The following is a 15,222-nucleotide window of genomic DNA, read 5'->3' on the forward strand; positions in this document are numbered from 1 at the left end:
TCACCAGATCACCAACCGCGGACCGGCAGATTCCGCCCCGCCGCCACACCATCAGGCGACAGCAGACCCACTCAAAGAGTCACGAACCGCCCACTGAGACATCGCAGGCGGGCCCAATTGCGAATGTTGTCGTTGCAGCCTCGTGTTGATCTACACCGAGGGCCCGCCAGGTGATGCCTGGCGGGCCCTCAGGTTTTCCAGCCGAGCAGCGCGATCTACCTAACTCGCACAGTCAGTCAACGGCAAGTCACGCTACACCACTGCTGGTTTTCGATATCCGGATCAGCGGCCCGTAGTCCTCCGCTGAACACTGCCTCCATGTCACTCGTAAACGCGGGCAGCTGCAACTATCTTGGCCACAGTTGCCCAGCCTTCACTAGAGGGAGGATTTTGACCAGCCCTCTCAAAGAAGCCGTCACAGTCCGCGACCCACGCAGACATAGCCTCTAGGAAGCTCACAAGATCCCGGTTCTCCCAGTCGTCCGGGTTCTCTTCGAGATCCCTTGCAGCGGCTGAGAGGAACATGGAGAGTTCCTCCTTTTCGCAGACCGCAAGCGCCTCTGTCCAGAATTCCATTAACTACCTCACCCGAATCGAAGCACCGTCGTTCTTCGTCGTAAACTTCCACGACTCACTCTCAACTTGACGTGGAGTTGCCTTAACGAACCGCACCGGAATGCCCGCCTGCCTGAAGGCATACAAACGCCTGTTGTCGAGAGAGTAAATCTTCCCATAGCGCTCGAAAACGCGAATGGGAGGAATATCAGCTGCGGTCGTTTCCCCGTTCTTCAACTGTCTGATTGTGTCATCGACCGACTGGCCATCCTTGTAAGATCCCTTGATGCTGTCCTGAGTGTACCTAATGCGCTCAGGGTTCATCTTCCCTGATGCGGGCAACCCCTGCGGACCAGGCTTGGGGATTCCGCCACCCTGACTCGACGCTTCGCGAAACGCCTGCCCGAGCTTATCCGCTCCTGATTGTGCTATCCCATACCCGGTAGCGGTTCCAGCCATGCCGGCGGCTACCTGCCCCGCCCCGACGGCGCACAGTACCCCGACAGCGCATTCTACTGTCCCCGTCACAACGAGAACCATGCTTGCACCACTCGCGGAACTGCCAGCTACAGTTTCAAAGAGCCCTGACCAGAAGTCTCCATCGTTCAGAAGGTTTTCAAGAAAATTACCGGAGTTCGAGCTCGTGTCTACAGGACCAGTGACTGGGACACATCTTTCTGCTGGCCCTAGCCCTGTGCACGAATAGTAGGGACCGGGGTAGTCGTCACCTGGGCTGCTGGTCTCGTCAGTGCTGCTCGTATGAGCGGTACCGCAGGGAGCGACGCAGGTGTCTGCGGGGTCGGCTCCTTCGTTAGGACGCCCATTGCCTTGGCCTCCGCCGTGCCGGGTTGGGCAGCCCTCTTCCTCGCCGCCTGCACCGCCGCAGGCAAGTCCCATTCCGCTGGGGTCGGAGTGGGTGAGGGGGCTCTGTGCGGCGTAGGAGTAGCCATTGAGTGTCTGGTGCTTGTCGAGTTCCAGAAGCGGGTCGACGCTGATGAACTGGCCGGTGATCGGGTCGTATTCTCGGGCGCCGATATGTGTCAGGCCGGTTGTACTGTCGGCTGGCTTGCCCAGGAATGCCTTGTCGTCGGGCCAGGTGCTGGGGTTGGTTCCGCGCGGGGCGCCGAACGGGGTCGTGTAGCGCTTCGTCAGTGCGAAGGTGCCGGCTTCCATGGCGACGTTGGAGGTGCCGTGGTGGTCGGAAGCCAGGAAGCTGAGCTTGGTACCGGTGACGCCGGCGGTGGCGGTACGGACGGCGATGGTCTGGCCGTTGGCGGTGTAGTACCGGGTTCCGCTGACCGTCTTGGTAGTGCCCTTGGTGGTAAGGCGGACTTCGGTGTTGCCGAGGTAGAGGATGGTGTCGCCGTCGCCGGTGGCCTTGCGGATGAGCAGTTCGCCGTTGGCGTCGTAGAGGTAGCCGGTCTGCTTGGTGCCTTCTGTCAGCTTGGACAGTTCGCCCTCGGCGTTCCAGGCAAGGGTCTGCTGGGCTGCCGGGCCGGGGCGGGATGTGGTGTTTCCGCTGCTGTCGTAGGTGTAGCTGGTGGTTCGGGCGCCGGTGGTCTTGTCGAGGGTGTGCGGCTTGGTGTCCTTCGTCGTGTCGTTGTAGACGTACGACGTGGTCGTGTCGCCCGCTGATGCGTGCTTGGTCTCCGTGGCGCGCTGGCCGGCTTGGTTGTAGGTGTAGGAGGTCCAGTAGGGGGCTGCGCCGTCGATGTTGGCGTTGGTGCGGCCGGAGGTCGCGCAGTCGGCGGTTTTGGGGGTCCAGGCTTCGGTCATGCGGCTGTAGCCGTCGTAGGTGAAGCACTGGTGGTCGGGCTTGGCCGTGCCGCCCAGGGTGGTGGTGTCGAAGACGGAGGTGACGTTGCCTGCGTCGTCCTGGGTGAAGGTCAGATCCTGCAGCGGGTAGCTGTGGATGTCGTCGGTGACCTGGATCCCCGTGAGGCGGCGGGTGCCGGGCTCGTAGGAGTCGGTGATGTATGCCTGCTTCCCGGACACCCCGTCGGTGCCGAGCCTGAGCTGGCGCAGGTCTCCCTGTGGGGAGAACGCCGCCCCCTGCAGGTACCCGGTGGTTCCCCTGGAGGTGAGCTGCTGTCCGGTGGGGTTGTAGGTGTAGGAGACGGTCTCGGACGGCAGGCCACCCACAGCCGGTGAACCGGTCTGGCCGACTGTGCCGTCGACGCGGTACGCCGCGGTGAACGTGAGCATCGGGCCCACGCCTGCCGCCTTCAGCTCATCGCCCTCGGGCAGAATGAGCTGGCTGCTGGTGACGTTGTAGAGGCTGTCGTAGGCGTTGATCTTCTGGGTGTATGCCTTTCCGGGCGCGACGGCGCCGCCGTCGTAGCGGACGGCTGTGTCCTGCTGTCCCTTGGCGAGGGTGTCGAAGGTCCAGGCGGCTAGCTGGTTGGCGGCCGTCTTGTCCTTCTGCCACAGGCCCGTTCTGCGGCCGAGTTCGTCGTACTCGTACAACAGCGTCTTGGCGCTGTCGTTGTTGGGGGTGGTACTGGTGACCTGGTCGAGGTCGTTGAAGGCGCTGGTGGTGTCGCCCTTGTCCGGGTCGGTGGCGGCCGTCTGACGGCCGAACAGGTCGTAGGTGTAGGTCCACTTGGTCTGGTCGGGGCCGGTGACGGTCTTCTGCTGGCCGGCCGGGTGGTAGGCGAAGCCGGTGGTCGTGTACTGCGTACCGGTCGGCTGCGGCCCGGCGTACTCGCGGCGTTCGGTCACCTGGCCGAGGGCGTTGGTGATCGCGGCGGTGGCCTGGCCGCCGGTCGGGGCGCTCGTGGCGACCGTGTCGCCGGTGTAGGCGATGGTGGTCGTCCAGCGGGTGACGCCGTAGACCTTTGTCTCGGCCGTGATGGCGCGGCCTGCGCCGTCGTAGGCGGTGTCGGTCTGGATCGGGGCCTGTCCGCCGGAAACCGCCACCGGTGTCGAGACGGGCGGTGAGGTGCTGTCCCAGATGTCGTTGTGCTGGCTGACAGCCATGCCGCGCGTGTCGTAGAGGGTCACCGTGATCAGGCGGCCGCCCTCGGGCGTGGGTGACTGGGTCTGGCGGGGACGCAGCTGGGAGTCGTAGAAGGCGTAGGCGGTGTTGTAGCCGGTTGCGTCGCCCTTGAGGGTAGCGGTGGACACCCAGGACATTGCGGAGTTGGTGACGTTGTAGGCGTAGACGTAGTTGGGTGTCTTGCCCAGGGCCTTGGAGCGGTTGGGCAGCCATGCCTTGGTCAGGCGTCCGAGGCTGTCGTACTCGGACTCGGACACCTTGCCGTTGGGGTCGGTGACCTTGGTGGCAGCGCCCGTGGCGAAGTCGACCACGGTGGTGGTCTTGTGCAGTTTCCTGTTCTCCACCGTGGTTGCGGTCACCGGGCCGGCGGCCAGGGGGGTGTAGGTCGTCTTGGCGACCAGCTGGTCGTTGGTGTCCTTGACGATCTCGGTGCGACCGAGGGTGTCGTAGGTGGCGGTGGAGATCTCCTGCCACAGCGGTGCGTTGTCGGTGCCGTAGCCCTTGGCACGCCCGGTCCACGTCGCATCGCCCCGGACGGGCTTCTGGGTTGCGGACCAGGTGGTGGCGGCCAGGTCGTCGTAGACGATAGCGGTGTCGGAGATGACGTCGCCGGGGCGGGTCGAGTCGGCAGGCAGGTCCAGCGCTGTGTCGGCGGTCGCGCAGGTCCTGGCGACGGTGCGGCTGCGGGAGACCAGCGTGGTGATGTTGATGCCTGCGTCGGTGTTGCGGGCGTACCAGGTGCGGGTGCACTTCTCGTCGCCGGTGACGACGTCGTCGCCTTGGTCTTCGACGGTTTCGGGCATGCCGTAGTCGTCGAAGGTGGTCTTGACGGTGCGGACGCGGTCGCGCGGTGTGATCCCGCTGGTGATGTTGGTGCGGGCGTGCGTGGCCGCGGTGCGGATGTAGTAGGCCTCGGTGTCGGCGTACGACTTGTGCTGGGTGGCTGTCCGCTTCGACCAGGGGTCGTTTACCGTGCCGCCCACCTCAGCGCTGCCGTTGTAGGTGACGCTCTCGCGGGTGAAGCCGGCGTACTGGTCCGAGTCGGTGATGTCGGCGGCCTTGATGCCGGTGACGGTGGCCGTCTTGCGGGCCGTCGGGTCGGGGGTCTTGCCGTCCGGGCCGAGGACGCGGTCGCCGTTCATGCCGCGCAGATAGACGGTGACGGTCTTGCTCTGGGTTCCGGTGGAAACGCCGGTGAGGTGGGTGACCCGCTCGAAGCCGCGCCAGATCGACCAGGTGCGTTCCTTGGCGGGGGTCAGGGGGTCCTCGTTGTAGTGCCAGGCGCCACCGGAGGAGTACTGGTAGGAGTGCTGCACCGCCAGGCCGCCGCCCTGGGGGTCGGTGACGGACACGGCGCTGACCGGGTACTTCTGGAACCAGTCGAGAATGGGCGTCTCTTCACCGTTGGGCGACCAGTACACCGGGTAACAGCGCTTGGTGTTGGTGTCGACCCGGGGCATGGTCTGCCCGTAGGCGCAGTCGGCGGGCAGGTAGGTGACGATCGTCTGCGCGCCGGTCTCGGAGGTGACAGTCTTCAGGCGCGGCTTGTGCAGCGGCAGGATGTCGTCGGGACCGTCAACGCGGTTGGCCAGCATCTCGTGGCCGAACTTCACCGGGTCCAGGGAGATTTCGGTGCCGCGCTTACCGGTGTGGCGAATCTCGTCCAGCCACAGCGACTGGTCGGTCGAGTCGCCGGTGTCGCCCGGGTCGAGGTAGAGATGCTTGAGCGCCCACGCGTCCACTGCCTCGAAGGCCGGAGTGGCAGCGGCCGCGTTCCAGGCATAGGTGGTGATGGTAGTCAGACGCTTGCGGGTGAAGAAGCTCGGCCCGTTGTTGCCGGTGCACTTGACGTCAGCCTTGCACACCGCGTCGAACGGCACGTCGGGCCAGTTGTCGCGGGTGGTGTCGGTCAGCGAATCGCAGCCGGTGCCGGTGGCAAGGCAACGCTCGTCGTAGCTGAAGACAACCTTGTCCGAAGCGAGGGGGGTCGCACTGAACAAGGCGCCGGCGCGCTGACCGTAGCGGATCTCCTTCAGGTAGCCGCCACGCGTGTACTCGGTGCCGATGGTGTCGTCGCCGAGCTGGTCGTAGTGGTTGGTCTCGGCGGTGTACCAGTAGGAGGCGGCGTTGTTGTGGGTGTCCTCGACATAGTCGAGGTTCCACCGCCATGCCTGGGTCTTGGCACGGCCGGAGAAGGTGGTGCCGTCGGTGTAGCCGGGTTCGCCCTCGTCGTCGCCGAAGACCGGCACGGTCCACACCGAGTTCGTGCGGTCGCCGGCGCCGGCGCCGTAGAGCTTGTTCAGGCCGAAGACGTACTTGGTGCCGTTGCCGGTGATGACGGTCCAGTACTCGCCGTTGTCGTCGCCGTTGTCGGCGTTGGTCGAGCGCGTGACGGTGGAAGCGTCGTCGTTCTTGAGCCGCCAGACGCCGGTGGTGTCGTCCTTGACAAGTTCGGTCGCATTGCCGTTGAGCACGAGGGAGGCGTTGTCGTACTTCCAGCACAGGTCGAACTTGTCAGCCTGACCATCGTCGTCGCAGGAGCCGTACTTGCGCTCAATGAAGGACGACGTCAGGTCGAAGCCCTCACCGACCTGGCTGCCTTGGTTGTTGGTGCTCGCGGTACGTCCGTCGATGCTGCCGGAGTTGTAGGAGAGAGACAGCTCCGGCACCGGGCCTGCCGCGGCCGGAGGGACGCGGAGGGGGTAGGACCAGGTGAACGTTCCCGAACTTCCTCCGGCCTCCCAGGTGGAGGAGGACGACAACGGGGTCGCCTTGTAGTCGCCCGTCCCCGACTGGGCACCCGCAGCAAGCGCCAGCATCATCGGCGCGCCGCGGGCCGGCAGACTCAGCGTCGCGGAGACGTCTTCCTGGGCACGGTTGTTGCTGGAGTCGAGTTTCGTGCGAGTGCGGCAGCCCGCCTTCGTCGGGGTGTCGTCGGCGCAGTCGGGCAGTCGGAACAGTCGCAGGCGTCCGGCCCAGTCACCGCCGTAGGCGGAGGCGAACGCGGAGTAGTCCACGCCCAGGCGGGCCTTGCCTCCGGCGGGGGCGGTGACCTTGAGTACCACGCCCTTGACGCCCAGCGCGGTCGTGTCCTTGTGGTCCAGGACCTCGACGGTGAGGGACTTCGCCGGCCGGCCCTTGGCAGGAGCGGTGGCGGTGACGGGAAGGGTGCCTGCCTGCGTCCGGGCCGTGCCCCTGCCTGCCACATCGAGGGTGGTCTTGCCGGCCGTGGGCCAGGCGGTGGTGTGCTGCTGGTCGCGGCGGGCGCGCTCGGCCGCCGTCCGGTCCGCTTCCGCGGCCTTGTCCACGGCCGCTGTGGTGTTCTTGTTCGCCTTCGCGGTGAAGGGGGTGACCTTCGCCGAACGGGACGGCTCCAGCTTGGGAGAACCCAGCGGGTCTGGGATGTCGGCGAAGGCGACGGGGGTGAGCAGGCCGGGAAGCATGACCAGGCCGGTGAGGGTGGCCAGGCGCTGGCTCCAGCGTCGGCTGCTTCCGCCTCCGCGGCCCGGGCCGAGCCGCGGTATGCCGAAGGGATTCACGTGATGTCTTCCTGACTCGGGGCCGGGCAGAGTCGCTTCCGGCCATGGGCAACAAAGGGGGATCGCCGTGGGACGAGCGCACGGCGGGTGCATGGCTGAGAGGGCGGCGAGCGGCTTTGGGTGCCTGCCGCCCGCCGCCCTCTCAGCAGGTGACGAAGGGTCAGGTACCAGCCGGGGCCAGGACCTGGGAACTGACCTGATCGGCGGTCATGGCGCCGGTCCAGATCCGCAGATTCTCCAGACCGCCGGGGAGGTAGTGGCCGGTGGTCCCGGCTTCCGTGCCACGGCCCAGGCTCAGCTCACCGCTGCCCCGCTGGGGACCTGTGAAGCCGGCGTTCTCCTCGTCGTACACGGGGGTGTCCCGTACGAAAAGATGGAGCTTGCCGTAGCGGAGTTCACTGCTGCCGTCGTCGGGGTTGGTCCACACCCAGCTCTCCTGGGCATCGAATACGCCAGTGATCGTCACCCAGTCACTGAAGTCCGCCACGGTTTGCGCGACGACGGCGCTCTGAGTGGCCTTCCTATCGGAGCCCACTGCGGAGCGGGTGAACTCCCACAGGTAGTCGCTCTCAGTCGGTCTGGTCACCCACAGCGCCCAGGACGACTCGCCGCCCAGTCGCTGCCCGGCGATTTGAGCCCGGTACCCGACCGGCTTGGCCGCAAGAGCTGTCGAGTCCAGCCGGACGCTGGCGGCAATGGTGAAGGAACCTGTCTCGTCGACCACCGGGCCTGTGGCGGCGGCGTAACTGGCCGTGCCGTCCAGGAGCAGCGCGCTGTCTTCCTCATTGATCGCCGTCCCGGACACCGTCATGGCGGGTACCGGGTAGGCGGAGAGCTCGGGAATCGAGGTGCTCTTGGCCGAGGCTGCGTCCCAGTGCGCGACAAGCTCGTTGGCCGGGATACCGTCCTGCAACACCTTCGCCTCTTCGACGAGTTGCTCGGGGGACAGGAAGCGCTGCCATACGGCGACCTCGTCCATCAGACCGACGTGGTAGGAGCTGTAGACGCCAGCCGACTTGAAACGGCCGAATTCCAGTCCGCCGGTCGCGGTCCAAGGAGTGTAGGAGCTGACCGTCTGTGCCAGGACGATCGGCTGGCCCTGCGGACGGCCGTTGATGAACAGCTGGATGGTGTCGTTGGCGGGGTCGGTGTCCGGGAGGTTGTCGTCACCTTCCGTCTTGAACACCCCGGCGACATGCGTCCACACGTTCAGCTGCGGGCTCTCCTGGTCCGCCACCGATCGGACATATGCCGGGCTGGCCACGTCCTTGTCGGTCCGGTTGAACACCCACTTCTTCGCGGCGCTCGAGTAGTACAGGGCGAAGGCACTGCCGTTGGTCCCGGGCGCGGACAGTACGACCCGGTTGGCGGAGGTGTCGGTCAGCTGCACCCAAGCGGACACGGTGAACGAGTCCCGGGTGTTGACCACAGCCGCAGAGGTGGCTGCGTAGCCGGTCTGTGTGGGAGTGGTGGTGTAGTCGTTCAAACGCAGCGAATAGTCGTCTTCACCGCCGCGCGCCCGGGATGACCATCCCGTCCCGCTGCCGGTCAGAGTGGCATTATGCCGGGGACCCGCCTCGGCGGTGTCGGTTGCGGTGACGCTCCCAGAACCCGGGACACCGTCCATGCGCCAGCGGCCCACCGGCCCCTCGGCAGGGGCCACCTTGAAGCTGTATTCCTGCGGGGTTCCCCACCGGTTGTAGACGTCTTTCGCTCGCACCGACAGCACCTGAGTTCCCGCCAGCGGTGGGGCAATGTCCTTCACCGTTGTGGTGAGTGTGGTTCCGCGGGGCACGCTCTTGGCTGACGTGGACAGCAGTTTCCACTCGTACGCCGTGATGTCCGTCGTGCCGTTCTTGATGTCGAGGGTGTTCGGCTCGAAGGTGAACGTGCCGGGAATGCCCGGACCGCCCTTGCCCTCACAGACCGTGGAGCACAGGGTGTACGGCGAGACCGACGTGATCCGCGGCGCCTTCGGCGCGGCCGAATCCACCTTGAAATAGCACCAGGAACTGTACGAGGACCACAGGTCGTCAGGAACAGCGTTGAACGTCCAGTGCGACTGGGTGCGCGCCTTCACTCGGTACATGTATCCATCGGCGAGCTGCGCCGTCTGTATTCTCTCCACATTGTTGTCCGGAGCCCAGCCGGCATCGGGGCTGTAGCCCGTCCAGATCTGGCGCCAGACGTTGTCGTTGCCGCGCCGTTCCACGGCGAAGTCGGCCTGCAGCAGTGCACCCGGCGCCGAGGGAACCTGCGTCTGCACTCGCGCCTGGATGGTCGGCTTGTCCATCGTGACGACGAGCGGGTCGGAGGACGCCTTGCAGGAGGCAGTGGTGCCGGTTCCCGGGATAATCCCGACGTTGGTGGGAACGCCAGGCTTGTAGGCGTAGATGACCTGCAGTTCGGCATTGTCGTCGAACCGCTTCCAGGCCCGCGGCTCGGTCTCGTCGTGAGCCCGCAGCATCAGCGTCAGACGGCTGAAGGAGCCGTTGGCGAAGGAACGGACGCTGCTCGTGAGGTTCTCGTCCGTCTCACCAGGATTGTCATGGAACTCGACCCAGGCATCCGGCTGGTCAGGCGAGCACAGGGTGCCACGGCCAGCGGACACCGCGCGGTCGCCGAGATGGTCCAGCTGCGAAGGGCCCGGCCAACTGGTGGCCTCGGAGATGTTGTTGGTGCGCTTGAGGTCCACGGTGTGAGCGTCGCAGTTGAACGACCACGTCTCGCGCGCCCGGAAGGTGGCGTCCAGTACGTGCTTGCCGGACAGTGCGGTGGGGGCGAACTCGAAGTACATGCGGTCGATGTAGCCGCCACCGCAGTAGTAGCCGTCGGCGTTGCCGCACCTGCCGACGCCCTTGTCGCCGTCGAACATCCAGAACTTGTCGCCGTCGGAGGAGATCTTCGTGCGCTCCTGCGCACCCAGCCCGACCGGCGGGTCGATGTAAACGGGGTAGACGGTGTCCGCTCCGCGCAGCAGGCCGAGGTCGGGTCGGATGGCGATGGAGCCGTCCTTGACCGTGACCGGCAGTACCGCGCTGGCGTCTCCCTCACCGGGCTGTGTCGGGTCCTCGGGCTCGCCTTCGGCCGCCTCCGTGGTGGCGGCGCGGGCGGTGATCAGCTGAGGCTCGGGGCCTGACTCATCGTTGTCACCGGCAGAGTCCCACATCTGCCCGGCGGGCCCACGGAAGATCGCGTTCCCGTCGTCATCGAGGGCGCGCAGACCTCCGCCGGCACCCGGGACCACCGTGAGACCGTCGCCGCGGGCGGTGAGTTCCACGTGTTCCAGGACGGGGTTCTTCGCGGCTTCGGGTGTTTTGACGACCAGGACCTCGCGGTAGCCCTCGGCCGTGGCGGTCAGCTGCAGGTCCACCCCGGAAAAGACATCCGGATAGGTGGCCGTCGCACCGTCCAGGACGGGTTCGGGAAGGGTGCCGGACCAGCCCAGAGTGACCGACCGGCCGTCCTTGCCCAGTCGAAGCATTTCCGAGCCGGAGCCGCCGCCCGAGAACGACAGATCGACCACAGCCCCCTTCGGGGCGATACGCCCGTCGGAGCGCCGCTCGAGCGCGGCGTCGACGGCGCCCCAGCTTCCGTCGTCCTGTTTGACTCGCTGCGGGGTCATGGACTGCGTGAGCGTGAGTGTGCCATCAGGATTGGCATGGGTGGTGGTGTATTCGCTGCGGGCTGTCGTCACCTCCACTGGCAATCCTGAAGTCTTCGCCCGCGCGAGAGCCGCAGCCTCGTCCACCTCTCCCGAGGCTGCTTCCGCAGCTACAGCGGATCCGGCCGTTGTCGCCGGTAACGGAAGCACGGGCAGCGCCGTGACCACCAGCGAGGCGGCGACACCTCCCAGCACTGCCGTACTCGTTCTTCGCGCGCGCCGTCGAGGCGCCCCGCCCCACCAGAACTTCACAGATCCCAACCCCTGGACACAGATATCACACGGACGCAGAGAGTAAAGGCAGGGTTACGCGATCCGGTCAATCAAGTGTGAAGCAGGTCACGAAAATCTGTCCGAATATGGCCTGACCAGCCGAAACGCACCACTGACGCTGCGTCGGACGATCAGTCACATCCCCAGAGGCTGGCCGCTAAGCCTGCTTAGGCAAATCCCACGAGGCTGCAATCCCTCCACATCACCACCCTCAGGGATCACCGACGCCCCTACCGCCGCAGTCCGTGCGATCACCGAGAACTCCCTGTTCCCCGCACGCGATCCCGCCCCCGTCGCCGACGGTCCCCAGGAGCCGGACCCGTTGCACACCTGGCGACCCACCCGTCGGCTTCGGCGCCGCCGACCTGCTGGTACACCAGCCGAGTCGGTGGTACACCCACCTGATGTGGCTTCCGTCAATACGCCTTGGGTCCTGCCGACGCGCACAGACCCCACCTACGACGTGGGCTCGGCAAATCAGCATCGCGATGACCAGAGTGATCTACAGCGGACGGAGAGACTCGACTCAGTCTGGCCCCGGCGGAACAGACGCCACACCTCAACAGGTGTCTGCATCCGCAACGACACCCGGCTTGACCGCAAGCCTCGGGCTCCAACTGCGCTGCTCACAAGCCTTCTTGGCGCCCGCCAAGGCCGGAAACCCACGCTCGCTGACCTGTGTCCGGGCTGTACGATCACGTGACTTCGATGAGGCGGATGCGACTGCCGGGGTGCCGGTACAGCCGGAAGCAGCGCTGGTCCCGCCTCATTTCACTGGGGAGGGGTCCCGTTGACTCGTCATGCTTCTGCGCGCTTGCGTGTGACTGCTGCCATGGCCGTGTCGCTGTCGCTGGCCGTCGGCCCGATCGCCGGAGAGGCGCGGGCCGGATCCGGGACGTTCGGTGAGACGACCATCCCCGCGACTTTGCGCTCCACCCCGGGCTACGGCTATCTGACCACCGTCGGGCCCTCGGGGTTCCTGCACTACGCGACCGCCGCCGGCGGCCCTTCCGGGCTGGAGTGGACCGGCGTCGACGGCTCCACGCGCAAGCTCGAAGGCACGCACGCCGTCAGCCCGCTGGAGTACTACGGAGCGGCATCGGACGTCGTGGCGCTGCCGTCGTCCACGGGCCGGGACGTCCTGCTGCGGAACATGGCCACGGACGCCACGGCCACGGTCGCCGTTCCGGCCGGACAGACCTACAACCGGACGGTCGGGTCCACCGTGGTGACCAAGGGACGGGTCACCACGGACGGACCGTGGACCGAGTTCCATCTCCTGCGCAGCGAGAACGGGACCACGGTGGACCGTCGCGTGACCGGTCTTCCCGAAGGTTCCTCCATTCTGTTCGCCGGGCGGTCCGGCCTGCGGGGATTCATCGCCGCGCTGAAGATCCCCGGCCAGGACTCCAGCCTGCCTGTCTGGATCGACCTGGACACCGCCAAGGCCACTGTCCTGTCGTTCGTCGGCGGCATGTACTCGAGCACCGTGGTGACCGCCCATCACCTCGTCGTGCCTCAGGCGGGCGGCGTGCGGATCTACGACCAGGACCATCTCGACACACCCGCACGCGAGCTCCAGGTCGGCCTCACCGATGCCAAGGTCCTCGGCCTCGTCGGCAACTCCCTGATCGTCGGCCGCTACGACCCCGCTCTCGGTTCCAGGACAGCAGGAGCATCGATCTGGAAGGTCGTGGCCGTTCCTCTCGACGGCTCGGCCGAGCACGCGCTGCTCGCCCGTGCGGTCGCCGACACGATCGCTCTCCGGCCGGACGGCGGCATGCAACTGGTCGGCGGGCAGTCCGCGCAGGACTACGGCTACCAGGCCATCACCTCCGCCGCCGACGGCACACCGCAGGCAACCCGGGTCCTGCGCATCGCGCCGGTCCCCCTGCAGATCCAGCGGCTGGCCCTCGACCACGGCACCGTCCAGACCCTGGAGACTGGCGACGGGGCCACCGTGCCGTACCGGCGGCGACTCACCGGTACCGCGCCCGGGTACGGCGAGCGGGCCAGTGCGGGCAGCCTGCCGGACTGGCACGGCAAGTGCAGCGTCGCCTACGGGTTGTGCCCGGAGCTGCACCCCACCGGGGACGGGCGGACCGTCTACCGCGGCGTGGTGTACGACGACGCCGTCGGCGACTGGAAGCCCAAGCTGTACGTCGTGGGCAGCGACGAAGCGTTCCCCGGCACCGCTCGGGAGACGGGACTGCAGGACTCCACCGACGACTCCGACGCCCGGACGAGGATCCTCGACGCGTCCGAGAACCTGGTCCTCGTCGCCGGGACACCCGTGGGCGGCAGCGAGGAACTCCGGATCATCGACATCGACTCCGGCAAGGTCCTCCACAAAGAGCCCTACCGCACGAGCGCGCTGTGGGGCACCACCTTGTTCACCGCGGCGGCGAACGGCACGGTGACCGCCAAGGACGCACGCACCGGCGCCCCACTGACGACCTTCACCACCGGCACCGGATGCACCTACACGCTCGAACTCCAGGCCGTCGGCCGGTGGCTGTACTGGAAGTGCAACACCAGCGCCGCCGACACCGCCGGGGTGTACGACCTCCAGGCCAGGAAGAGCACCCCGATCACGGCCGGCGCCCAAGCCTGGCTCGGTGACGGCCTGGTCGCCTTCCGGAGCGGGCGAGGGCTTGCGGTCTACGCACTGCAGAACGGCACCGCCGTACGGCAGTGGGTCACTGCTGCGGCGGGGCTCGTCGCCCTCGACCCCCGCGACAGCCGCCTCGCCTACACCACCGCCGACCAGGACGTCCACGTACTCGCCATCGGCCGCCCGGCAGCAGCCCTGGTCTCCCCCTACCGGAACGTCACCACCCGCGCCGAGACCGACACGACCCCCCTCTCCTGGCAAGGAGAATGGTGGCTGTCCGAACCGGCCGCCTCCTGGAAGCTGGAGGTACGCCACAAGGCCACGGGCCGGCTGGTGGCCACGCGCAGCGGCGCAGCCGCCGCGTACTCGATCGCCGCGAAGTGGGACGGCCGTGACACGACCGGCGCGCTCCTTCCCAACGGCTCCTACACCTGGCGGCTCACCGCTCAGCCCGCGGACGGGCAAGGCGCACCGCTGCTCCAGACCGGCACGCTCCGTCTGACGGGCGGCACGGCCGTCTGGCGGGACCACGTCGGTACCTCCTCCCTTCCGGACGGCGTCGGTGACCTGCTGACGACGAACGCGGCAGGGACGCTCGCCGTCCACCTGGGCGACGGGGCCGGAAAGTTCTCCGGGACCGTGTCGTCGAGCGGCTGGCCGAAGTCGGCCCGGGCGGTGCCGATCGGCGACCTCAGCGGCGACCGCTGCGCCGACGTCCTGGTCCAGCCCGGCGACGGAACGCTGCGGCTGTACAAGCCTGCCTGCGGCACGGCGCCGAAGCCGACCGCGTCATACACCGCGCTCGGCACCGGCTGGAACCAGTACGACGTCATGACCTCGCCCGGTGACCTCACCGGCGACGGCCTGCCCGACCTGGTCACCCGCAACAGCTCGACCGGCGCGGTGTACCTCTACAAGGGAACCGGCACCGGCAGGCTCGCCGCACGCGTGAAGCTCGCCGACAACTGGAAGACCTACAAGAAGGTCGTGGGTGCGGGCGACCTCAACGGCGACGGAGTCGGTGATCTGCTCGTGCAGGACCAGTCCAACAACCTCTACCGCTACACCGGCAGGGGGAACGGCACCTTCACCGCCCGCGTGAAACTGGCGGCCGACTGGGGCGCGACGTACAACACGGTAGTGGGTGTCGGTGACATCACCGAAGACGGCAAAGCCGACCTTGTCGCCCGCGACACCGACGGAAACCTCTACCGGCATACCAGCACCTTCGCCACCCGCGTGAAGATCGGCACAGGATGGCAGGTCTACAAGACACTGTCCTGACCCAACGCGCCTGTCCCTCCAGCAAACGGCCGCCCCGACGCACCTGGCGGGCCTGCCAGTGGTGGCAGGGCAGGCACCACCGGTGTCGTCCCTATTGCGTCGCGTCGCAGCTTTCCCAGTGGCTCGCAGCCGCTCGCTCCACGTCGGCCTCGGAGGCGCAGGAGCGGGCTGGAACCCGAAAAACGCCATGCCCCTCGGGTGCGGAGCAGGCACCCCGCCACAGCGGGGTGCTGCCCGGATGTCCACCAGGGCAATGTGCATGCAGTCGGGACAGGGGCTGTGCCGCTGCAGGGAT

At 67.0% G+C, this 15,222-nt stretch carries 4 protein-coding genes; 1 reads left to right on the forward strand and 3 read right to left on the reverse strand.

What is annotated here, in order from left to right:
• Positions 1-321 precede the first annotated feature (321 nt).
• The 3 genes from ACIQGV_RS39680 to ACIQGV_RS39690 form a co-directional block, all read right to left on the reverse strand.
• Entirely contained in the window at positions 322-576 is a 255-nt protein-coding gene (locus ACIQGV_RS39680) for a hypothetical protein (RefSeq protein ID WP_402504393.1), read from the reverse strand.
• Positions 577-579: 3 nt separating this feature from the next.
• A complete protein-coding gene (locus ACIQGV_RS39685; protein WP_402504395.1) occupies positions 580-7,092 on the reverse strand; it encodes an RHS repeat-associated core domain-containing protein in 6,513 nt (2,170 codons plus the stop codon).
• Positions 7,093-7,252: 160 nt separating this feature from the next.
• A complete protein-coding gene (locus ACIQGV_RS39690) occupies positions 7,253-10,795 on the reverse strand; it encodes a LamG domain-containing protein (RefSeq protein ID WP_402504397.1) in 3,543 nt (1,180 codons plus the stop codon).
• 1,066 nt (positions 10,796-11,861) lie between these two features.
• Between ACIQGV_RS39690 and ACIQGV_RS39695 the strand changes: the two genes are divergently transcribed.
• Positions 11,862-14,927: an FG-GAP-like repeat-containing protein gene (locus ACIQGV_RS39695; RefSeq protein ID WP_402504400.1), complete on the forward strand. Its 3,066-nt coding sequence runs from the start codon at positions 11,862-11,864 to the stop codon at positions 14,925-14,927.
• Positions 14,928-15,222 lie beyond the last annotated feature (295 nt).

Source organism: Streptomyces sp. NPDC093094 (genome assembly GCF_044754345.1).
Classification (GTDB): Bacteria; Actinomycetota; Actinomycetes; order Streptomycetales; family Streptomycetaceae; genus Streptomyces.

Bases quoted from the DNA above. Each gene is read 5' to 3' on its own strand.
- ACIQGV_RS39680 (WP_402504393.1), bottom strand. From the start codon at position 576: ATGGAATTCTGGACAGAGGCGCTTGCGGTCTGCGAAAAGGAGGAACTC.
- ACIQGV_RS39695 (WP_402504400.1), top strand. From the start codon at position 11,862: ATGGCCGTGTCGCTGTCGCTGGCCGTCGGCCCGATCGCCGGAGAGGCG.